This window comes from Acinetobacter sp. 226-1 (assembly GCF_030329325.1).
Classification (GTDB): Bacteria; Pseudomonadota; Gammaproteobacteria; order Pseudomonadales; family Moraxellaceae; genus Acinetobacter; species Acinetobacter sichuanensis.
This window is the reverse complement of record NZ_JACANU010000005.1, coordinates 84,517-107,475: the sequence shown is the minus strand read 5'-3', so window position 1 is coordinate 107,475 and position 22,959 is coordinate 84,517. Positions and strand designations below refer to the sequence as shown.

At 36.2% G+C, this 22,959-nt stretch carries 17 protein-coding genes; 5 read left to right on the top strand and 12 right to left on the bottom strand.

Translation table 11 applies throughout. The features are described 5' to 3' along the window. Nucleotides 1-84 precede the first annotated feature (84 nt). Complete coding sequence (locus HX124_RS10480; protein ID WP_286383455.1) at nt 85-393, bottom strand: hypothetical protein; 309 nt, start codon at nt 391-393, stop codon at nt 85-87. 55 nt (nt 394-448) lie between these two features. After that, nucleotides 449-1,819 (bottom strand): omega-aminotransferase AptA, encoded by a 1,371-nt coding sequence (gene aptA / locus HX124_RS10475; RefSeq protein ID WP_502872820.1) that lies wholly within the window; start codon nt 1,817-1,819, stop codon nt 449-451. Between the two features lie 103 nt (nt 1,820-1,922). Between aptA and HX124_RS10470 the strand changes: the two genes are divergently transcribed. Further along, nucleotides 1,923-2,837, top strand: coding sequence for a LysR family transcriptional regulator (locus tag HX124_RS10470; RefSeq protein WP_107007965.1), 915 nt, complete (start codon nt 1,923-1,925; stop codon nt 2,835-2,837). Nucleotides 2,838-2,881: 44 nt separating this feature from the next. On the opposite strand, the gene HX124_RS10465 is transcribed toward HX124_RS10470, so the two are convergent. Next, nucleotides 2,882-3,889, bottom strand: coding sequence for a sensor domain-containing diguanylate cyclase (locus HX124_RS10465; RefSeq protein ID WP_286383454.1), 1,008 nt, complete (start codon nt 3,887-3,889; stop codon nt 2,882-2,884). A gap of 403 nt (nt 3,890-4,292) precedes the next feature. Between HX124_RS10465 and HX124_RS10460 the strand changes: the two genes are divergently transcribed. Next, nucleotides 4,293-4,778, top strand: a complete 486-nt coding sequence (locus tag HX124_RS10460; RefSeq protein ID WP_107007967.1) for an Lrp/AsnC family transcriptional regulator — start codon at nt 4,293-4,295, stop codon at nt 4,776-4,778. 111 nt (nt 4,779-4,889) lie between these two features. Here the strand turns inward: HX124_RS10460 and HX124_RS10455 are convergent, their stop codons facing one another. From HX124_RS10455 to HX124_RS10415, 9 genes are all read right to left on the bottom strand, one after another. Beyond that, the gene (locus HX124_RS10455; RefSeq protein ID WP_286383453.1) at nt 4,890-5,105 is read right to left on the bottom strand and encodes a hypothetical protein; all 216 of its coding nucleotides are present in this window, start codon (nt 5,103-5,105) and stop codon (nt 4,890-4,892) included. A 54-nt stretch (nt 5,106-5,159) separates the two neighbouring features. Further along, complete coding sequence (locus tag HX124_RS10450; RefSeq protein WP_286383452.1) at nt 5,160-6,218, bottom strand: hypothetical protein; 1,059 nt, start codon at nt 6,216-6,218, stop codon at nt 5,160-5,162. Nucleotides 6,219-6,463: 245 nt separating this feature from the next. Next, a complete protein-coding gene (locus HX124_RS10445; RefSeq protein WP_286383451.1) occupies nt 6,464-7,474 on the bottom strand; it encodes a hypothetical protein in 1,011 nt (336 codons plus the stop codon). Nucleotides 7,475-7,534: 60 nt separating this feature from the next. After that, nucleotides 7,535-10,174 (bottom strand): bifunctional aconitate hydratase 2/2-methylisocitrate dehydratase, encoded by a 2,640-nt coding sequence (locus HX124_RS10440; RefSeq protein WP_107007970.1) that lies wholly within the window; start codon nt 10,172-10,174, stop codon nt 7,535-7,537. A 388-nt stretch (nt 10,175-10,562) separates the two neighbouring features. Next, the gene (locus HX124_RS10435; protein WP_286377452.1) at nt 10,563-10,832 is read right to left on the bottom strand and encodes a hypothetical protein; all 270 of its coding nucleotides are present in this window, start codon (nt 10,830-10,832) and stop codon (nt 10,563-10,565) included. A 169-nt stretch (nt 10,833-11,001) separates the two neighbouring features. Further along, complete coding sequence (locus HX124_RS10430) at nt 11,002-11,910, bottom strand: tetratricopeptide repeat protein (RefSeq protein ID WP_286383450.1); 909 nt, start codon at nt 11,908-11,910, stop codon at nt 11,002-11,004. A gap of 116 nt (nt 11,911-12,026) precedes the next feature. Next, a complete protein-coding gene (locus HX124_RS10425) occupies nt 12,027-12,401 on the bottom strand; it encodes a hypothetical protein (RefSeq protein ID WP_107007973.1) in 375 nt (124 codons plus the stop codon). Nucleotides 12,402-12,614: 213 nt separating this feature from the next. Next, the gene (locus tag HX124_RS10420) at nt 12,615-17,153 is read right to left on the bottom strand and encodes a translocation/assembly module TamB domain-containing protein (RefSeq protein ID WP_286383449.1); all 4,539 of its coding nucleotides are present in this window, start codon (nt 17,151-17,153) and stop codon (nt 12,615-12,617) included. Nucleotides 17,154-17,182: 29 nt separating this feature from the next. After that, on the bottom strand, nt 17,183-19,909 hold the full coding sequence (locus HX124_RS10415) for an autotransporter assembly complex protein TamA (protein ID WP_286383448.1): 2,727 nt from the start codon (nt 19,907-19,909) through the stop codon (nt 17,183-17,185). 181 nt (nt 19,910-20,090) lie between these two features. Here HX124_RS10415 and HX124_RS10410 point away from each other — a divergent pair, with 181 nt between their 5' ends. The 3 genes from HX124_RS10410 (at nt 20,091) to HX124_RS10400 (ending at nt 22,957) form a co-directional block, all read left to right on the top strand. After that, nucleotides 20,091-21,410: an MFS transporter gene (locus tag HX124_RS10410; protein WP_286383447.1), complete on the top strand. Its 1,320-nt coding sequence runs from the start codon at nt 20,091-20,093 to the stop codon at nt 21,408-21,410. Nucleotide 21,411: 1 nt separating this feature from the next. Further along, complete coding sequence (coq7, locus tag HX124_RS10405) at nt 21,412-22,047, top strand: 2-polyprenyl-3-methyl-6-methoxy-1,4-benzoquinone monooxygenase (RefSeq protein ID WP_286377446.1); 636 nt, start codon at nt 21,412-21,414, stop codon at nt 22,045-22,047. A gap of 223 nt (nt 22,048-22,270) precedes the next feature. Further along, nucleotides 22,271-22,957, top strand: coding sequence for a response regulator (locus HX124_RS10400; RefSeq protein ID WP_286383446.1), 687 nt, complete (start codon nt 22,271-22,273; stop codon nt 22,955-22,957). Nucleotides 22,958-22,959: the final 2 nt, after the last annotated feature.

Here is a 22,959-nt window from a genome sequence, read left to right as displayed (position 1 = left end):
GAATTCTAAAAATTTAAACGACATTTCTCCAAACACAATTTAAAAAAAGAAAAAGGGAAAATATCATATTTTCCCTTTTTAGGCTCAACTCATCTTAGGCATTGCAAATTGAATCGCTACATTTGTAATAAACCATTGCTGAATGACTATTTTATGACATGTGTTCGGCGTAATATCTTCTAAATCAGATACATCTAAACCACAAACATCTAAATCAAAAAATAATGAAAATTGTGTATCTGGCATAAACGGACTCACCCATATTTTTCCAGTTCTACTCAGCACCTGATCATCATTCAATGATTTGACTCGCTGCCATTTCACCTGAAATAGGCTCATTTGAGCACTGTCTTTATTGGGCTTAGCCAGATTAAAACCTACAATACGCTTCATTATTTTCCCTATCCATTTCTTATTTTCTAAAAAATATTATTCACTCAGCATATGACTAACTCACCTGATATAACGCATCTCCCACGGCATTCATTAAACGTTGTAATTCAGTTTCAGTACTATTAAACATCGGTCCAAATTGGATCGTGTCACCGCCAAATCGAACATAAAAACCTGCTTTCCAAAGTTTCATGCCTATTTCAAAACTACGAATCGTTGCATCACCATCACGTGGCGCTAATTGTAATGCGCCAATCAATGCACAATTTCGGATATCAACAAGATGAGGTGCCCCTTTTAAATCATGTAATAAAGTTTCAAAAGTAGGTGCTAAAGCCGCTGATTGAGCTAACAATTGTTGATTTTCAAGAACATTAAGTGTCGCTAAAGCCGCCGCACAAGCAACAGGATGAGCTGAATACGTATATCCATGTGTAAATTCAACCGCATGTTCTGGTAAATCTTGCTGCATAAAGGCTTGATAAATTTCACGACTCGCCACGACGCCACCTAATGGAATTGCGCCATTGGTAATTTGTTTAGCAAAATTTAAAATATCTGGACATACACCAAAATATTCTGCGGCTGTCCATGTTCCCATACGCCCAAAGCCTGTGATCACCTCATCAAAAATCAATAAAATCTCATGCTGATCACAAATTTCTCTTAGACGTTGTAAATAACCTGTTGGTGGAACAAGACAACCTGCTGAACCAGAAACAGGTTCAATAATTACTGCTGCAATATTAGATGCATCATGCAACTCAATCAGCTTCAGCATTTCATTTGCAAGCTCTACACCGCCTGTTTCAGCACAGCCTTTGGTAAAACTTAAATCTGGCTGTAATGTATGTGGCAAATGGTCTACATCCATCAATTGCCCAAACATTTTACGGTTCCCACCAATACCACCTAAACTTGTTCCAGCAACGTTGACACCATGATAACCACGTGCTCGTCCAATCAGTTTGGTTTTACTTGGTTTACCTTTAATACGCCAATAGGCACGTGCCATCTTCACTGCGGTATCGGCAGACTCAGAACCAGAATCAGTAAAAAACACATGCTGTACTTTTTCTGGCATATGTTGAACAATTTTTTCTGCAAGTTGGAATGCCAATGGATGCCCAAATTGAAATGCTGGTGAATAGTCCAATGTTCCTAATTGTTTACTCACAGCGTGTTGAATTTCAGGCAAAGTATGCCCTGCACCACACGTCCATAAACCTGATAGTGAATCATAAACCTGACGTCCATTACTATCCGTCAAATAAGCACCTTTTGCTCCCACAATAATGCGTGGATCTTTATGAAAATTACGGTTTGCAGAAAACGGCATCCAATGCGCTTGATAGTTTAATTTCATCGGTGTTGTGGTTTCATTTTTTTCTACTGCCACATCACCATTATCTATAAGATCAAACATCCTCACTCTCCTTGTTCTTAGGGTTATCATTTGAGTGTACATAGCGCCATAGTTTTGATAAATTCAAATTATCTTGAGTTTAGATATAAAAAAACCAAAGTAAATGAAACCGAAAAAATTAAATCAAGTGACTGATTTTGATCTAAAATTACTGAAAATATTTAAAACAGTATGCGATTGTCATAGCTTTACTTCTGCTGAAAGTATTTTAGGTATTAGTCGTTCAGCAATCAGCTTACATATGAGTGATTTAGAAAATCGCTTAGGTGTCCGTTTATGTCAACGTGGACGTGCAGGTTTTGCTTTAACAGACGAAGGACGAGAGATTTTAGAATATATTGAAGTGCTTACCGCTTCGATTGAAGACTTTCGTGCCAAAATCAACCAAATGCACCACACATTAAAAGGCGAATTTAATATTGGTCTAATTAATAACTTAGTGACGATGCAAAGCGAATATATTACCAACACTTTAGCGCAATTAGCTGAAGAAAATACTGAAGTCGTCATTAATATCAGTATGTGTACCCTCTCAGATATTGAATGCCGTGTCTTAGACAATCGGTTACATGCAGGTGCAATTCCATTGGTTACGCCTTTATCTAGCTTGGATTATTTTGAACTTTATAGTGAAAATTCATTTTTATATTGCGGCAAAAATCATCCACTGTTTAATCATTTACATGAAATAAATAGCAGTGACTTAAAAAATTGGAAAGCGGTTTTACCCAATTACGCCATCAGCCCTGAAGCTGCAAAATTACACCAACTTTTAGATTGTTCCGCGACAGCAAGTGATCGTGAAGGCATTGCCTTTTTGATTTTAACAGGAAAATTTTTAGGCTTTTTACCTGACCATTATGCAAAAAAATGGGTTGAAGACCGTGTCATGCAACCTATTTTACAAAATAAAATACATTACAGCACCCCAATTTGCCTGATTACACGTAAAGGAAAAAATCAAAATATGATCTTAAAAACCTTTATGGACATGCTCAAAAATAAAGTTGCTCATTAAACGCTTCATCAGTATCAAACAGATTTAGTTTTGTTGAATCTATTTTATTGTTGAATCTGTTTTCTACTGCGTTTATCGTGATACATATTCAGATCAGCACATTCAATCAGTTGATCAATACCTTCAGCATCTTTAGGGTAAATTGCCAAACCAAGGCTTGCACCAATTTTAAGATCAAGATTTTCAAATACAAAAGGTAAACCACACGTTTCAGAAATACGATTCATTGCTTGTCTTGCCAATTCCTGATTTTCAACAGAGGCTAAAATCACAGCAAACTCATCTCCACCTAAACGTGCCACTAAATCATCATGACGTAAAGACTGCTTAATACGTTGCGCAATTTCTTTTAAAGCAACATCTCCCAAACGATGTCCATGTAAGTCATTAATCCCCTTTAGACCATCCATATCAATCATTAAAATCCCTAATTTTTTATTATTTTGTTTGGCAGTAAGTAGCCCTTGACGCAAACAATCTAAAAATAAAGCTCGATTGGCAAGTCCAGTTAATTGATCTTGTGTTGCAAGTTTATACAATGCTTGTGCGCCAAACTTAGTCGCGTGATACATTGCAGCAGCAATCAACTCAGACATTAAAGTTAATAATTGCAAATCGCCTTCTTTAAAGGCTGCTATTTTTTCCGAATAAATTTTTAAAACACCAATAGCATCACCACAATGAATCAAGGGTACAACTGCCATTGAACGTAGTCCAACTTTACGACATGCCATCTGGTCAACACGTGCATCGACTTCACTGTCCTCACAATATAAAATTTTATTTTGCTCAACACATAAACCTGACAAACTATTTTGTTGCCCCAAACGTAAGCCTAAAAGATGCGCTGCCCCACCTGACACTGCACGATAAACCATCTCACCATCTTCAGCCAATTCAACAACTGCACCTTTCGCATGTGTAATTAACTGTGCTTGTTCAGCCACAAGTGTCATAACAGCATTAAGATCTAGTCCTAATTTCGCAATTGCTGTCTGAGTTTGAATGACAGCCAATAATTGTTTTTGTGTCGGTTGCTTAGGTTTTGACATAGTCTATAAATAAACATTTAGGGGTAATTTTATTCTAGGAATAAATTAATTTTTTGTATAGCTTGTTTCATAGCACTTCTTTGAATTGGTTCAAATTATTCAGATGTTTTTGTTCAATTTAACAACAAATACATTTGTTTTTAAACTTTTATATTCTGTCATTCTATGTTTTAATACACTTAGTTTGAGATGAGCCTCATACAGTATATAACTTAGATTTTATATACGACTAGCCCCTGAAAAATGGGGCTTTTTATTGTCTAAATCTTTTTATGATCATTAATTCAAGCCCAAATAAGACGTTTACTTTTATAGCAATTAAACGCTGAAATATCGTATTTTTCATTTTATTCTTCTAAAAATGCGATAAGCTTTTATTCACCCAATTTTCGCTAGGCTTACAATGACTGATACCCATTATCAACTTGACCGCATAGACAGAAAAATTTTAGCTGAACTCCGCAAAGATGGTCGTTTGAGTGTGACTGAGCTGGCTGAAAAGGTAAATCTTTCAACTTCTCCCTGCTGGACACGTTTAAAACGTTTAGAAAATGCCAATATCATTGATGGTTATACAGCAAATATTAACCCTAAAGCCTTAGGAATTAATGAATTATTCTTTATTGAAATCACGCTTGAACGGCATGATGATGAAATTTTAGATGAGTTTAGTCATACCCTTGCAAATATGCCTGAGGTTGTAGAAGCACATTTGGTCACAGGCGATTATGATTATTTGGTGAAAGTTGCTGTAAAAAATGCCGAACATTATGAACGTTTTTTACGGAAAAATTTATATTCGATGAAAGGGATTCGTCATACTCGTTCTATTTTTGCATTAAGACCTTTGAAACTCGCCAATAGTGCAGATTTGTTGATGATCGAATAATTTTTAATGTTTTTATAAAAATATTCATATTTTTGTGTGATATATCTGAAGAAAAAGCCCCTAAAAAGTAAAAATGGGGCTTTGAAATATTTGTCTTTTTAAAAATAAGTTTCAGTCTATGTCATAGACCCAATTTCGTGCTTGTTGATCTGTCGTGGTTTCACAAACATAATAATCATGATCCCATGCGTCTTGGTTAAAGATTTCCTTTTTAAAGTACGTAACTTGTTTGCCATTTTCGACGCAAACGAAGTTGTCACCTTGGTCTTTAACTTGTGTTCCGTTGAGGAAACCACCTATACAGAGAAATCGGGATTGTTTGGGCATTGAAAAATACAACTTGTTAAATTCAATTCTTACACATCATCATAAACCATTACTTCATGACTGATTAAGCTTTTGTTCAATATTTCGCTTTTCTTCATGAATTTTCACATATTTATTTTGAACTGTATCATATCTATATTTTCTATAGATCTCATAGGGTTTCTCACCGTCAACTAAAGGCTTGATTAATTGATGTTGTAAAACAATATCCAAATCATAATAGCCATTATTTTTTTCATCTACCACATTAATTTTAATATATTTTTCAAAATCATAAGTATTATAATAACTAAGCCTATTCATAATCCTGCTACCAGGAGCAGGAATAAAATCAATATTTTCAGTAATATCTCCTATCACATCCACATCTATAATTTGCAAAGGTTTTTCTATATTCAACTCAAGTAATTTGAATTGTATTTTTGTCGGCTGATCAAAACTATTTTTAAAAAATAAAATTAATGCCTGAGTATCTTCTGAAATTTTTAAAATATTTTTTTTATTTTCTAAAACCCCAAACCTATTTAAAGTATGAGGGTCTGTATAAATAGATTCTTTAAGGCTTTGCTTAATATTTAAAGCACTTTCTATCTTTATTTTTCTAGGTTGTTTGGGATCTAAATATTGAATAATAAAAAATTGAGTGGACATCGCAGAGTGATCTTCATATTTATATCTCTTGAAGTCATCTGTCAAAGGAACTTGTCGTACACCAATCAATTCATGTCGAATTCCTTTCAAATCAAAAAATATGGCTCGATCTGGTACGAACTGAAATAATATTTTTTGGTTTTGAAATTCATTTTTAAGTGTAAAACCTATTGCTGGATTACTCGCATACAAATCTGAATATGTTTGATCACTGATAAAGCTATCTACAGGCAATCCATACAAGTATTCCATGATTTTTTTAAAATCAAAATCCATAATTACAGGTTTAAAACTGATCATTAGTAAAACGTCGTTAGGTTTTAGTTTATTTTGTGGAATATAAATATCATCATAATAATACTGAGGAATAGGTGGAGGCGTTGCCTGTGTAGTATTCAGCACACATATAAATGATGTATATATTAAAAACTTAGACAGTAGATATATTTTATTTATATGCACATTCCATTTCCTATTAAATAATTTTTTTAACAATATTTTAAAAACTTAATTTCAATCAACTATTCCACTCTTGTTCAGAGTAGGCAAAATATCGCCTTGGTTTTTGACTTGGGTTCCGTTGAGGAAACCACCTATACAGAGGAAGCGGGATTGTTTGGGCATCTTATTTTAACCACTTTTCGATGGAATATAAAAGTTTGATAGTTTAGCTGAAATAAAAACATTACAATTATTTATTTCACATTTTAGAAATAACCAACTCTAGGATTTTTCAACTTTCTATTTTTGAGCCAATCTTTATATGAATCATAATCCCCCTTTAAACTCAACATTTTATCCAAACATGTCTGCATTGTTTCTACACAATACACACCCGATCTTTCTAAATATCCTTTAAAAACAGCCTCCTCATAATCTAAAATTATAAAACTTGCATTATCATAGTTACGTATTTGAGATAAAATTTTTGATATTGGAATAAATCTAATTATTTTATTATTACCACTCAAGACCATTCCAACCAATCTTGCTTTACTATTCGGTTCAAAGTTATATATAGCACCACCGCTCATTCCATTATGATCATAAGTTATTCCAGTAAATTTATCTGCACACTTTTCATAATCTATATATGGATGTCGATATTCATCAAACAAACACACTCCAATATCATGATGGCGCTGCAAGTTAGTTGCGTGAGTGTAACCTTCTGGTACTACTTCAAATTCAAATAAATTAGCCTCTAATGGATACCCTGAAACCGCCAATACTTGATCTTCAAAAAATTTCTTTGAAGATAGAATTTCAGTACATTCTCCTTTTTGAGTTATATCAACATAATTATCTGGTGCAAAATTGTTATGTGGGTCAAACATTTCAATAAAAACCACATCCGTATAATCTTGCCATCCTTTTACTTCAGGAATTAACTCACCAATAAACCAAATTTTTTTTGGCATTAAAAAATCATTAATACTTTCTATAAGTTTTTCTTTAGACCTAATCCAAAAAGGTGAGGAATTTTGTAAAGGATTTTCAATCATTTCTTTAATTACATGATAAGCAGTTAAAACAAAATACTTACTTTTATATTTTATCAGTATTCCACTCCCTCCCCCACTCATATAGTCAACATGAAATCCATCACTCCATATATCTTTATTACTCACAAAATTAAATAAAAAGCGTCTAGATGACAGAGCCACTTTTGATTTTTGATTATTTAAAAATTTTACTTTATGAACTTTTTTAACCATTTTAAAATCTCAAAAAATAAGGGCTGATTAATCAGCCCTTATTTTCAACTACTTAATCAATTAAGACAATTGAGCAGCAGCAATTTTTTTCGTATCTACTTCTTTAGATGCATCTGTATAAGATTCCATCTTGTCGAAGCTTAAGTATTGATAGATGTCAGCAGACATGCTGTCAATTTGAGCTGCATACTGTTGGTATTCTTCTGGAGAAGGTAATTTACCCAATACAGCAGCAACAGAAGCAAGTTCAGCAGACGCTAAGTAAACATTAGCACCTTGACCTAAACGGTTCGGGAAGTTACGAGTAGAAGTCGATACACAAGTTGTGTTCGGTGCTACACGTGCTTGGTTACCCATACACAATGAACAACCTGGCATTTCAGTACGCGCGCCAGCTTTACCATAAGTGTTATAGAAACCTTCTTCCATCAATTGGCGTTCGTCCATACGAGTTGGAGGAGCTAACCAAAGACGAGTAGATAAAGAACCACCAGGCACTTTCTCTAACAATTTACCAGCCGCACGGAAATGACCGATGTTTGTCATACAAGAACCAACGAATACTTCGTCAATTTTCACGCCTTGAACGTCAGATAACAATTTCGCATCATCTGGATCGTTTGGACAGCAAAGAACTGGCTCAGTGATTGTAGCAAGGTCAATTTCATATACTTTGGTATATTCAGCATCAGCATCAGCTTTAAGAAGTGATGGGTTAGCCAACCATTTTTCCATGTTTTCAACACGGCGAGCCATAGTACGTGCATCGCCATAACCTTCAGAAATCATCCACTTAAGCATAGTGATGTTTGATTTCAGGTATTCAGCAACTTTCTCTTCAGAAAGCGTGATAGAACAACCCGCAGCAGAACGTTCAGCAGAAGCATCAGAAAGTTCGAATGCTTGCTCAACAGTTAAGTCAGTTTCCATTTCTGTTAAGTCGATCTCAAGGATACGACCAGAGAAGATGTTTTTCTTACCTTTCTTCTCTACAGTCAAGTCACCTTGCTGAATCGCAACATAAGGAATTGCATGTACAAGGTCACGCAGAGTGATACCAGGCTGCATTTTACCTTTGAACTTAACAAGTACAGATTCAGGCATATCAAGCGGCATAACACCAGTCGCAGCAGCGAACGCTACAAGACCAGAACCTGCAGGGAATGAAATACCGATTGGGAAACGAGTATGTGAGTCACCACCAGTACCAACAGTATCTGGAAGAAGCATACGGTTTAACCAAGAGTGGATAATACCGTCACCTGGACGTAGTGATACACCACCACGGTTCATGATGAAATCAGGAAGCGAGTGTTGCATTTGAACGTCAACTGGTTTTGGATACGCAGCTGTGTGGCAGAAAGATTGCATAACAAGGTCAGCAGAGAAACCTAAGCAAGCTAAGTCTTTCAATTCGTCACGAGTCATTGGACCAGTGGTATCTTGCGAACCAACAGTCGTCATCTTAGGTTCACAGTAAGTACCTGGAAGTACACCTTGACCTTCAGGAAGACCACAAGCGCGACCAACCATTTTCTGAGCTTGAGTGAAGCCTTTACCTGTAGCAGCAGGTTGAACTGGCGCACGGAATAAAGTAGAAGCAGGAAGACCTAAAGCTTCACGCGCTTTAGTTGTCAAACCACGACCAACGATCAAGTTGATACGACCACCAGCACGAACTTCGTCTAAAAGCACTGGAGTTTTAAGTTCAGATTCAGCAATTTGCTCGCCGTCTTTGAACGCTGTTACTTTCGCAGCAGCATGGTCAATTTTAAGAACGATTTCGTCACCCATGTTCATGTTTTGAACATCGATTTCAACTGGAAGCGCACCAGCATCTTCCATGGTGTTGAAGAAAATCGGCGCGATTTTAGAACCTAAGCAGTAACCACCGTCTTTTTTGTTCGGGATGTGAGCGATGTCATCACCAAAGAACCAAAGTACAGAGTTAGTTGCAGATTTACGAGATGAACCTGTACCAACAACGTCACCCACATAAGCAACTTGATTGCCTTTTGCGATGAGGTCTTTAATTTGGTTTAATGGACCAACTTCACCAGGAACTTCTGGGTTGATACCATCACGTACGTTTTTCAACATTGCATTTGCATGTAATGGAATATCTGGACGGCTCCAAGCGTCTTGTGCAGGTGACAAGTCGTCTGTATTTGTTTCGCCAGTTACTTTGAAAACTGTAAGTTTGATTTCTTCTGGAACATCTTTACGGCTAGTGAACCATTCAGCATCAGCCCAAGACTGCATAACAGCTTGTGCATTTGCATTACCAGCTTTTGCTTTTTCTGCAACGTCATGGAATGCATCAAATACAAGAAGCGTTTTCTTCAATGCATCAGCAGCTAGACCAGAAAGCGCAGCATCATCAAGTAATTCAACTAAAGGCGCAACGTTATAACCACCAAGCATAGTACCTAGTAAGTAAACCGCACGTTCTTTAGAAACTAATGGAGAAGTTGCTTCACCTTTAGCCACAGCCGTCAAAAATGCAGCTTTAACGTATGCAGCTTGGTCAACACCCGCTGGAACACGGTTTTCAAGCAAATCAACTAAGAATGCTTCTTCGCCAGCTGGTGGATTTTTTAATAATTCAACTAGTTCAGCAGTTTGAGCATCGTCAAGTGGCTTCGGTGGGACTCCGAGTGCGGCACGTTCTGCAACGTGTTGGCGGTAAGCTTCTAGCACGGTGTTATTCCTCTTTTTAAAAATTTACCTGTGAATTCCTGCTTATAAAAGCTACACAAGCAATATGGACTGTCAAATTTTACTAAAAATCGCGTTAAAAGTTAATGCAAAGATCGTGTTTATTCGTGATGACCATTATTTTGTAAATAAATACTCATCAACTTTGATCATTTAACAGCAACTTTTTAGCTAACGCTTTTCATTTTACGTCGTATAGCTTCGCTCACTATTCAACAAAACAACTTAAATAGCAAAGAAATTCTCCCATTATGAGAATTAAATAAAGAAAAATATCAAGATATTATGTTCTATAAATTTCTCTTTGATTTTAACCATAAAAAAGGCAACAAATAAGTTGCCTGATTTTTTTCTACAAAAATATTCAACCTTAGTGGACTGTTGTACGCTTTATATACTGCTGATAAGCATCATGACCACCTTCGAACTTTATTTGCACTTCATCTTCATGCAACATCACATGTTCAGCACAAGCAAATGAAATTTTAACTTGATAAATTTTAGCCTGTTCATCAATCATTTCATGAAAAAAAACTTGATCACCTAAACTCAGTACATAATGACTTCCACCAATCACAGCAACACCTTGTGCATCCTCTAAGAGCAAGTCTGCATTGTGTAGATACGCAATAACTTCCATTTTCTTACTCCTTGGCTATGGCTATTTTTTAATTTTCTATTTCTATATTTTATATATGCTTTTCACTTTTTATGCTAATCATATTTTATAACAACTTATGACAAGCTCTGTTCACATTTGTAATATAAGCCAATTCAGTGATAATGCTGTGTGATCTTGAAATACTGATTTAGAATAATGGACATTCAATCGCAGTATACACCTTGCCATCAACCCTACTTTTAACTTCACGACAACCTTTTGAATCTGTTTGTGCCTCTTGCAACATTGCAATGGCTTGCGGTACACCTGCTTCAGCAGCTTCTTGTATCAAACGATACGCTTTATCCTGATCTTTTTTCGTGCCGATACCGTTGTAATACGCCAAAGCCAAATTTACTTTTGCTGTTGCCTCGCCAAGTTCAGCCGCTTTTTCCAATAACTCGACTGCTTTTTTATCATTTTGTTTTACACCATCACCACGGCTATACAGTGTTGCCAAGTTAGCATAAGCCAAAGCATTATTTTGTTTTACGCCTTTTTCTAAATATTCTACTGCTTTCTGATTGTCTTGCTTTACTCCTGTACCTTTGTAATACATCCAACCCAGATTATTGAGTGCAAGACCATGATTTTGTTTGGCAGCAGCCTCTGTCCACTTGATGCCCAGTTCAATATTTTTAGGTAAACGCTCCCCTGTTAAATAGTAACTTCCTAAGGTCGCTTGGGTCTGTGCATGTCCTGATTCGGCAACTTCAGTTAAAAGTTTTGTTGCTTCTGCAATGTCTGGTTTCGAGACATCTGTACGATGTAATAAGATCATACCCGTCATATATTTTGACTGTGTATCACCTAAAACTGCCCCTTGTTTGGCATAGTACAGTGCTTTATTTTCATCTTTGGCAACGATTTCACCTTTGCCATAGATTGCGATCAGTTGATGAATCGCTGCAAGATCACCTTGATCCGCTTTCTTGATCAGTTGTTGCGTAGATTTTGAAACAGCTTTTGAATCTGCATAACTGGACACAGAAAATCCCAGTAATAATGAAAAACTGAGTACATGAAAACATTGCTTAATTTGAGTAAATTTCATCATTGCCTTAATTTTCTAAATTTTTAAAAATTTATGTTAAATAATATAAAGATAGTTAGAATATTATTAAAAATAGTAGCGATCAGTTCAAGTTTTGGCTACATAAAAAAACCGTTCTTTTAGAACGGTTTATAATCAGGCATTTTTTTCGGGTCATGCGGTGTTTTTAAACATTGTTCATACGCTTGTTCTTTAAACTTTGTTTGTATTGCATCTTTATCTGCTTTTAATTCAGCATCAGGCACAGCATAAATTTTTTCCAAATACTCAAGTACAAAACCTTTAGTTGTTGGGTCTGTAACTTTATTTGCATACTCAACTGCTTCTTTCTTCGTAATCCCATTTTGACGATCTAATGTAATCGAACGGGCAGCATTACCAATACTTGTGCAATAGCCTTGCCAAATTTCTTCTGGAGTTGCAGGTTTCTTTTCTGCACAACCTGATAAGACCAATACTGTACCGAGTACAGCAAAGATAACTGACTTTTTCATAAATATCTCCTATCGCGCCTTATCATACTGAAATTCACTTCAATTTGGAGTTTTTCTTGTTATTTTCATTGCATTGAGTCAATATTTTTTTAAATTCGCCTGTTTTTAGCAAAGTAAAATCTAGGTGTGCTTCACCTCGTATAACAATATTTTTCTAAAAAAAAAGGCTTTATAACGCGCTGTATAAAGCCTTTTTTACCCACATATTATTTTTTAGAAACGCCAATGATAGAACAAGTCGATTGCTTTTTCTAAAGATTGACTTGCTTCTAAATACAAACGTTTATTCATTTGATAACGTAATGTCAGTTTATTGACAGGTGTAAATACCCCGACACCATAACGAATATATAAGTCTGGCGTAATATAACCCGTTAAACTCACTTGTGTATCATCACCTGTGCCTTGAGCATCTAAAGCTAAACCACTTAAACCAAAAGTTTGACCAATTTGATTGGTAAATGCACGAGTACCGCCTAAGCCTAAACTAATACCTGCTGCTGCAATGGTATTGTTGATATCAGACTTAAAGCCCGCCTCATTACTCAAACCACTATTTCCTTCATTAATACGTCCTGTAATTAGAGCATTCATTGCCTCTTGTTCAGACAATCCTGCATCATTATAAACTTGGATATTTGGGCTGCTTGCCGTGCCTGTAACACGTAAACCCACTGTACTTCCTGAGATGATCTTATTGGTATCTACGTCTAATGTTGGGTTTGCCAAAGCACCATTAAAACGTGCAATCGCTCGATTTAAATCAAGTCTTTGCCCATAAGCTTCTATCGTTACTTTTTGACTCACACCAATCGCACCATTAGCACGCATTGCTGTTTCTAGACCACGCTGCGATAAATACACTCGCCCAACCAATGGAATACGACTATTAAAGCCTTGGAAAATCACTTTATTACCCAAACTTACATCAATATCGGCACGAATATCCCAAGGTTTTGCAGCCTTCAAAATTGCCAGTTGGTTATCGCCTTCATGTACGATACGTACATCAGAAGAAACGTTGACAACTGTGGCACTTGACTCTGGCATTGAAATTAAAGCATTTGGAACATCAACTTTACCTTTGACCGTCACACGTTTACTTAATGGCAAAGCATCTAAGCTAATATCAGTATCCACTACAGCAGTAATTAATGGCGCTTGACGTACTAATAATTTGTCACCTTTAAGCACCAACTGGATACGTGGTTCATTTTTCCAATCAATATTTCCTGTTAGTTTCCCTACACCACGACCACTGTTAAATGCGCCATCAATACTGGCTTGGTTTTGTTGAATATTTGAATAAAGCTGTATGTTTTTAAGGTTAATTGGTAGTGAAATCATGCTGAGCTCACCATTGACTACACGTAATGTACCATCAAAAGTAGGTTGTGATAATGTACCGCCAATATTTCCAGCCAAAGACAAAGTACCATCAATCTTGCGTACATCTGCAATAAATGGTTTAAGAATTTTTAGCTGCACTTTATTAAACGCAACCTCACCTTTCATTGCCTTCGCTTCTGAATATGGGTCAATCACTACACTTGCATAACCCGTACCGACATTAGGCGCTTTTAAATCTACTCGTGCTAATACACCTTGAGCAACACTTTTTACAATGACACTTGCTTCATCATAGTTCATGGATGTTGCAGGATCATCTGGGTTTTCTGCTGAAATCCCAATATTACCTTTGCGTGTAATTAATTTAGCATCAATTTTTGGTCGTGCTCCTTGCGCCCAAGCCGCTTTAGCATAACCATTTAATTCACCTGTTAATGCCAAACCTTCTGGCATAAAAGCAGCAAAATCAGTTAAATTTAAATTTTGTGTAAGAAATGACACATTACCTTTTGTTGGGCTTACACGTACAGGCTGATCAAAACATAGTTTGCTTTGCTTACTTGACCAACAATGCTGTCCAACATAGACCTCAGACTTTGCAGCAGTAAAAATAACAGGTGCAGCTTGATCTTGTAAAAGATGTGCGCGTACAGAGTCAAATTCACCTTTTTGAATTTGTCCTAACCAATCATTTTGCGCATTAAAGCCACCTGCTAACTGCACATAAAATTTTGAATAATAGTTCCAGCCTTGTAACTGCAATAAATGTGCTTTGCGCGTACCTGTTAAGGTGACTCCTGCATATTGAATTTGACGATTACCACTACGTAAATTGTCCATACGTGCCACCATTTTAGATGGTGTACTTTCAGATGTTGGCAATTCACCAATTAAACTAATTTTTTCAACACTTAGGCTATTATTAAAACCAAAATTATCAATTTTTAAGTTTGCTGTTGCACTTAAACGTGGTTGCGCTTGTAAGTTTAAATAGCCATAAGCTGTACCTCGTAACCCTGGATACAGCTCATAAAGTGCAGGAGCATTCACTTTTAAACGTAAATTTTGTGCATTTCCTGTCGCTTGAACTTGGTTCTGTGCATAAGATAAAAATAGGTTATTTGCTTCAAACTGTTGTGGCATAAAGCCTTTTTCATTTGAATTTAAGACTACAGCTAAGTTTCCTTTGCCGCGTAAAGGTTTATTATTAATAATACCTGCCAAATTCAAATTTTGAATATTAATGCGTTTCAAACGATCAGACCAAGTGCCTTGTGTCTTCACATTACCTGAAACTTCACCACGTACAGCAGAAACAAAATATTGTGGTTTAAAGCGCACTAAAGAAGCGTTTACATCCCAACCGATACCGTTACTGATATGAAGCAAACCATTTGCAGAAATTTTTCCAGCAATACCATCATGTTGTAAGTCAGCAATTTTGATCAGTTCAGGTGTACCTGAAACACGAACTTTGAGTAAACCACTGCCTTGTTTAAATTGTGAAGCATTCAAAGTTCCATCGTAATTGACTGCAAAACCTTTAAAGCCACCACCTGCTTTTTCATCCTTTAAAATGATTGCAGCAGTACTTGTCCCTTTGAGTTGAATCGTTTCGGCTTTGGCTTGATCTGCCATTCTGCCTGTCAAATCAATCTCTGTTAAATGAATAATCTGTTGATTTGGTTTTGCATAACCATTGGCTTTAATTTGACCATTCAACAAGTTTACAGGTGCAGTCACAAGCACAGCTTGTGGATTAAAATCTGTCGCATTTAAAGAAGCATTCCATTTTAACTGGCGCTTTTCACTTGGTAACTCTACAACGGCTTGTCCTGTTAAACGACCTTTAGCAGCAATATAGCTAAATGTAGGTACATGTAAATTATGACCTTTTAAATCTAATTGTGCATTGTATTGACCTGCAGGAAGCGATCCTTTTTCATGCTGGCGTACCACAGTTGCCACATGAACGTTTTGTTGCCCTTCAACCAGTGCCAGTTTAACTTGCCCACTCTCACTGCTCAGCCAACCAATATAAGGCACTGCACGATCAATATTTTTCCACTGCACGTCCATCAGCATGGGTTCAGGTGTTTTCTTTTTCTGCTCAGCTTGATCAAGCTTCAGATTCCATGCTTCATATTTATCAAAATCTACATTTGCAGTTAAATGCATTCCTTTTTGTAATGCGCCTTTAGAAGCAATATTGGCATCTAAACTTGGAGGTAAAAAGTCTTGAATCGCTTGTGGTATCAACTTATCTTTAGGATTAATACGATCTAAACGTCCTTTAACATCCCATTGAACATGGTCTTTCCAACTCACTAAACCTGCGACATTTACTGCACCACCCATCACCTGACCATTAAAATTTTGAATATTTAATTGCGTCATTAAATCAGTATGTGCCAAAGCACTATATTGACCTTGTGGAATATTTGCACCGCTTAGATTTGTATCTAACTCTAAATCTAAACCTTGAATATCACCTTTAAATTTTGCAATGCCCTGTTTAGCTAAAAGTTTTTGTTCAGGTAAAATAGGCAAATGGTAATTTTTTAAATTTAATGCACCTTGCATAGGTACATGTGGGCGCATAGGGTGTAATACCGCCCAACCTGTCAACAAGTCTGGTGTATGGGTGGCAACCCCTGCTTGAATGGTATCTAAACTGCCTCTAGCATGAATATAAACATCTTGCACATTTAAGCTTTTTAAGGCTGGTAAACTTACCACTGCTTTGGCTTTTAATGGATATTTCCCTTGAAAATCCATCGCACCTTCTGCATTTTTTACCAGCAAATATCCCATATCAACACGGGAATTTTTAAACTTAAGTGCAGTACCAGACCACAAAGCTTCTTCTAAATGAACATCATTAAAATCAATTTTGCTCGTTGCAGTCTGTATTTGTAAATGGTCTACATCTGCTTTGTCTAAACGTAATACAAAAGGCAGTTTTATTTCATTAAACTTAAAAGGTTCATCACTTGGCGGAGATTTACTAATGACTCTGAGATTACGAACATCTGCATGCCCCAGATGAATTTCTTTATCTAAAATTGCACGCCAACCTAAAGAGATATCAGCACGATCAATTTTTACATCAACTGCTGCGAGTGTCACAAGAATATTTTTTAAAATAATTCCTTGTAATAAATTTCCACCCTCATAATCATAATGGATAATTTTTTGACTTGCTGCGACACGATCTAATAAAAATTTACTGCCTTTATCTGTCGAAAACATCACCACTAAAGCAGCTATCAGTAAAACAATGACCAAACCGATAGACAGCAGAATATTGCGTAATATATGCCGCTTTGGAGGTTCATGCCCAGTTTTTTGCTGAGGCTGTTGATCATTATTTTGAATATCTTGCTGCTTATCTTCAGCCATAACCATCCCAAATTTAAATTATTATGTCATTAAAGTTGTGAACCAATAAAGAAATGTAAGCGTATAGGCTTATCTGGATCAGAAATCCCAGAAGCAACATCTAGACGTATTGGACCAATCGGTGATTTCCAACGAATACCAACCCCAACACTATATTCAGGATCATTCGAAAATTTATCATTAAAAGCATTACCAACATCACTAAAAACCGCAGCACGCCAACCTTCTTTAAACTGATAATTATACTCTAAAGAGCATATTGCCAGTGCCTGACCGCCTACTTTATAGCCATATTCTTCTGGAGATAAGCTTTTATAATCAAAGCCACGCAAACTTTGATCACCACCTGCAAAGAAGCGTAAGTTATAAGGTACTTTGGCAAAATCTTTAGCAAAAATATAACCTGTTTCTAAACCTGCAACAAATTGATGATCGTTATTTTCACCTAATGAATACAAGCCTTTCCATGTCGCATTGACAATCGCCATGTCTGTATCTGTTAATAAACTACTACTACCCACTTGGACTTTATAAGATTGTTTAAAACCTTGTGTTGGATTTAAACGATTATCACTAGTGGTTTTTGAAGTTTCATAACCTAATAATAAAGATTCTTGTTCTTGGTTTGCACCAGGAATCAAAAAGGCATCTGGAATATTTTCAAGATCAACTAAACCCGATTGAGTCACACGATCTAAACGATAACGCACACCAAATACATGCTGCCAGTCTTTACGTGAGCCTTTAATAATACGGTCTGCCCCTGCAACAGCAGACTCAATCACAAGACTCATGTCATTACCTATACTGTCTCGCTCTTCACGCTCATACCCACCTACTAAACTAATATAGTCATTAAGTGGATGTTTATAAGGAATATTATAACGACCATCAAATGATTGGCGTATCTGTGATAACTCCATATTGGCATCAAAAGAATGACCTAAATGATTGACAATGGCACGGCGATACTGCCCACGTAAACGTACCCCTGTATCTGTTCCATAACCAATACCAGCTTCTAAACTATTCAAACGATCCGCATTTAGAGTCACAATAACAGGAATGATTTTTTCCTCACGTGCCTTTTCTTGTAATAGCTCAGTTTCCGATTGTTTTACTTCTTGTTGTGCTTGCATCATACGTGCATTAGGGTTCATCTCAGCACTATTTGCCCCTGCGAACTGATTTTCATCCACAACATTTTGCGTCACTTCTGTCGCTGAATGGTGTATTTTTTTACTCTCAGTTTGGTCGGCAAATGCTGCCTCTGAAATTTTTTCTTGGTCGACTAAAGCTTGTAAATCAGGAGGTAACTCTAAAGGTTTTTCAATAGGATCTGGTTTAACAGCATCAACCAAAGTGTAATTAAAATAACGTGAATTGGTTAGGTTATTTGCTAATGAGTTTACACGCCAAGCGGTATAATCAGCGCCCGCTTTCCATGGCGCCATCGACTGCAACACTTTCAAATCAATCGGGAGAGGTTTCGTTGGGTCACTCATTCTAAACTCAACTTCACCGAGTTTATATCGCTCTCCCGTTTCATAACGTAAGTTAATATCTGCTTTATTCTGTGGTTGTTTCACTTTTACATCGTGTAATCGCCAATAGCTGTCAAAGAAACCATTATTCGTTGCAGCATCAACAATACGTGTTTTTGTCGCTTCATAAGCACCATGATTTAAAATATCGCCAACATCTTGCTCAGGTAAAACTCGAATGACTTGTAATTGAGCTAAATTTTTCCCTGCACCAGCGAATTCTATATTTTGTTCTTCGATTAAAACAGGATCATTGGCTTCTACAATAACTTTAACTTTATTTTCACTCATTTCTTGAAATTTAAACTTCGCATTATAATAACCAACGGCTTGTGCTGCTTGGTTTGATAATGTTCTAAGCTGAGGAACTGCCGCATTAAAATCAGAAAATGCTTCCGTTGTAAAACTCGAAAGTTTTGCTTTGATATTATTGGCTAGTATCGTTGGCGCACCTTCAACCTCTGCACTGATACGCTCTACTTTTGCAGTATCAAATTTTGCTGGACGAATACTATAAAGAATACGCTTAAAAATATTGGCTTCTTTTTTCGGCTCTTGATCTTCAACGCTCATGTCAGACAAAGTCCGACCAGACTCGTTGGCTTCAACCACAATTTTATTGTCTGCACGAATAGAGCGAATTAGCTCATTGACATCCTTTACATCTGTAGGTGCTGTGGTAATTTCAGAAATTTCTTGTTGTGTTGCATCATTTACCGTAATTTCAGGTGCCTGAGCCACACCATTTCGAAAGTTTTGTGCTTCGACTTTGGCTTCTTCTGCAACCTTAAAAATTTCATTCGCTAAAACACTATCAACATTATTTTCAGGTAGTTCTTCTAATTGTTCAAATTCGATCGGCTTAAAGTCGTTTAAAGTTGCAGGATTTTGCTCTTGCTGTTGCAGCATTTCTACACTATCTACAGCGACTTTATCCTGATTGATTTCCTTGATTCGTTCATCAATTTGGTCAATTTTTTCTTTGCCTAAACCTTGCTGTTCAGCTGCATTTTCAAGCTGTTTTTGCGTATTTCCAGCCAACGTTTGTGAGCGCGACTCCACATTTTCGGTCTCTAAGGCATGGGAACTTTGTGCCGCACAAACACTCAAAAAAATACTCGCACACAACAGTTTATTTAGATCATTTGTGTTAAAAATGCCATACATACAATGTGCAAGCATAGATTTTTTAAATTTGATTTTTGCTAGCATAGCAAGCTCTAAACACCATAATATATAAATGGAAAATAAGAGTAATGAAAGTTCCCAAAACCAACTGAAAACACTTGGCTTTTCACATTATCTTGGACGTTAAAAATATCATACATGATTTTGCGATATAGTTACCAAATGCTCACATTTCTTAATATAACTTAAATGAATGGCTTACTGAATGGAAAAAAATGAACATATCTTAGGAACTCGACGTTTTTTGCCCATGTTCCTCACCCAGTTTTTTGGTGCATTAAATGATAATGTTTTCAAAGGCTCATTACTACTTGTCATTACCTATGGTTGGATTCATTTAAATGGCACCTCCATCAGCACTTTAAATAATCTTGCGGCATTGTTATTTATTTTACCGTATTTTATTTTTTCTGCTACAGCAGGACAAATTGCCGATAAATATGAGCGTTCCTTTTTAGTTCGTGCAATTAAAATTCTTGAAATTTTCATTATGCTGCTGGCAACCGCAGGTTTTTTAATGGGCAATTTATGGGTTTTATTATTTGCCCTCTTTTTAATGGGTACTCATAGTACATTTTTTGGTCCCATTAAATACGCTATTTTGCCTGAAATTTTAAAACCCAATGAATTAATGTCAGGAAATGCTTTATTTCAATCAGGTACCTCGATTGCTATTTTATTAGGAACGATTATTGGTGGTGCTGTTATTTCAGTTTCGGCAGGCAATTTACTTTGGATTAGTTTAACTGTCATTATTATTGCTGTACTTGGTTTTATTGCCAGTCGTTTTATATTAAAACAACCTACTCTAAATAATGACTTAAAAATTGATTGGAATTTTTTTCGCACCAGTTTTCAAACCATTAAATATGCAAAAAGCTTACCTTTAATTTTTTTAGTTTTATTAGGAAATTCTTGGTATTGGTTTTATGGTGCTACCTATTTAACTCAGATTCCACAAGTGACTTTGCAGAACTTACATGCCAATGAAAATGTTTCTAGCTTATTATTAACTTTTTTTTCTGTTGGTATTGGTATTGGTTCATTGTTGTGCCGTAAGTTTGGTGGCAGTGAAGTGAATATTAAAATGGTGCCCATTGGTGCAATCGGTTTGACTTTATTTGCATTTTATTTTGCAGCAAGTTTAGCTTTTATTCCAACACATACAGGTGATTTAATGGGAATTGCCCAAGTCTTCCAAGCAGGTTGGGCATATTATCATGTGATGTGTGCTGTAACATTATTGGGGGTTTGTGGTGGTTTTTATATTGTGCCTTTATATGCCATAATGCAAGCATATGCACCTAAATCCCATCGTGCGCGTGTTGTTGCAGCCAATAATATTTTTAATGCAATTTTCATGGTTTCATCTGCAATATTCTCTATAATTATTTTAAGTGTACTCAAGCTTGATATTAAAATACTCTTCAGTATCACTGCGATTTTAAGTGGCTTATTTTGTATATGGTTACTCATACGCTTAAAACCATTACTTGCAACAACCCAAATTACTTTGGAGGATTGACATGCGTCATTACACGGGTATCGACAAATTTATTCATTCTTTTGATCAAGCCCTAAGAAGCTTAGTGCCAGGAACAACCTCTGCACAACGTGAGAATCCTTCAGTCAATACCGAAACTAAATTGGCAGTAAGCGAAGCGCGTCATGTTGCGGGTTTAATGCGTGTTAATCATAGCGGTGAAGTGTGTGCTCAAGCGCTCTATCATGGGCAAGCATTGACTGCAAAACTTCCTAATGTACGTCGTGAAATGCAAGCTGCGGCACTTGAAGAACAAGACCATTTAGCTTGGTGTGAAGACCGTTTAAAAGAGTTAGATAGTCATACAAGTTTGCTGAACCCTGTTTGGTATGGTTTATCTTTTGGTATGGGTGCATTAGCAGGAATCGCAGGCGACAAATATAGCTTAGGATTTGTCGCTGAAACTGAACGTCAAGTGAGTTTGCATTTACAACATCATATCAGCCAATTGCCACCTCAAGATGAACGCTCGCGTAAAATTTTGGTGCAAATGAATGAAGATGAACTGCATCATCGTGATACTGCTTTAGATGCAGGTGGTGTCAACCTCCCGATCCCTGTCAAAATTACGATGACGGCTATTTCAAAGTTAATGACTAAAACCAGTTACTTCATTTAGTTTTTAAGATTTATTTTCTTATAAATAGAGTCTAATCCTAGGCTCTTTTTTTATTCAAAAAAATTTTTGCACCAAAAGTGATCAAATGTATTTTTCAACTGCTTTTATTTTAAGCATTTCATACAAAAATACATAAAAAACTTAGAAAAATACCTAATATCAGGGATATCTATAAGCCTAGAATACAGGCACATTATATAAAACAAATTATTAGAGAAATTTTATGGTTAATAATGAGTTAAGTTTACCTGTTCCTGTAATTATTGTGGAGGATGAACCACTCATACAAATTCGTTTGAAAGAAATCCTACTAGATATGGGATACCATAAAGAAAATTTATTGTTTGCTACAGACTTAGCACAAGCCAATTCACTTTTAGAAAAGCATTCTGCTTCTTTTGCATTGGTAGATTTAGGTTTGCCTGATGGAAATGGAATCGACTTTATTAAAACCCTAAAAAAATATGATCCGAGTATTTTGGTTTTGGTGGTTTCTGCATGGAGTACTGAGGATGTCATTTTAAATGCCATTAGTGCAGGAGCAACAGGTTATGTCCTCAAAGAACGGGATAATTTAGAAGTCATGTTATCTATTCGTAGTATGTTACGTGGCGGTGCGCCAATTGACCCATTTATTGCCCAAAAAATTTTAAAAAAATTGCAAATTGATACCTTAGCAACACAGTCTAATCATCCAAGCAATAAAGAAAAAACTGAAGTATTATCAAAACGTGAACAAGAAATTTTAATTTTAGTTTCTCAAGGTCTAAGCAATAAAGAAATCGCTGATTTATTATCACTTTCACGCTATACCATTGAGTCACATATTAAACATATTTATAGAAAACTTGCTGTTTCAACACGAATTATGGCTGTAGATGCAGCACGTCATATGGGGATCTTAGATTGAAC

Bases quoted from the DNA above. Each gene is read 5' to 3' on its own strand.
- HX124_RS10480 (WP_286383455.1), bottom strand. From the start codon at position 393: ATGAAGCGTATTGTAGGTTTTAATCTGGCTAAGCCCAATAAAGACAGT.
- HX124_RS10425 (WP_107007973.1), bottom strand. From the start codon at position 12,401: ATGAAAAAGTCAGTTATCTTTGCTGTACTCGGTACAGTATTGGTCTTA.
- HX124_RS10415 (WP_286383448.1), bottom strand. From the start codon at position 19,909: ATGCTAGCAAAAATCAAATTTAAAAAATCTATGCTTGCACATTGTATG.
- HX124_RS10465 (WP_286383454.1), bottom strand. From the start codon at position 3,889: ATGTCAAAACCTAAGCAACCGACACAAAAACAATTATTGGCTGTCATT.
- aptA (WP_502872820.1), bottom strand. From the start codon at position 1,819: ATGTTTGATCTTATAGATAATGGTGATGTGGCAGTAGAAAAAAATGAA.
- HX124_RS10400 (WP_286383446.1), top strand. From the start codon at position 22,271: ATGGTTAATAATGAGTTAAGTTTACCTGTTCCTGTAATTATTGTGGAG.
- HX124_RS10470 (WP_107007965.1), top strand. From the start codon at position 1,923: ATGAAACCGAAAAAATTAAATCAAGTGACTGATTTTGATCTAAAATTA.
- HX124_RS10455 (WP_286383453.1), bottom strand. From the start codon at position 5,105: ATGCCCAAACAATCCCGATTTCTCTGTATAGGTGGTTTCCTCAACGGA.
- HX124_RS10430 (WP_286383450.1), bottom strand. From the start codon at position 11,910: ATGATGAAATTTACTCAAATTAAGCAATGTTTTCATGTACTCAGTTTT.
- HX124_RS10410 (WP_286383447.1), top strand. From the start codon at position 20,091: ATGGAAAAAAATGAACATATCTTAGGAACTCGACGTTTTTTGCCCATG.
- HX124_RS10445 (WP_286383451.1), bottom strand. From the start codon at position 7,474: ATGGTTAAAAAAGTTCATAAAGTAAAATTTTTAAATAATCAAAAATCA.
- HX124_RS10460 (WP_107007967.1), top strand. From the start codon at position 4,293: ATGACTGATACCCATTATCAACTTGACCGCATAGACAGAAAAATTTTA.
- coq7 (WP_286377446.1), top strand. From the start codon at position 21,412: ATGCGTCATTACACGGGTATCGACAAATTTATTCATTCTTTTGATCAA.
- HX124_RS10435 (WP_286377452.1), bottom strand. From the start codon at position 10,832: ATGGAAGTTATTGCGTATCTACACAATGCAGACTTGCTCTTAGAGGAT.
- HX124_RS10420 (WP_286383449.1), bottom strand. From the start codon at position 17,153: ATGGCTGAAGATAAGCAGCAAGATATTCAAAATAATGATCAACAGCCT.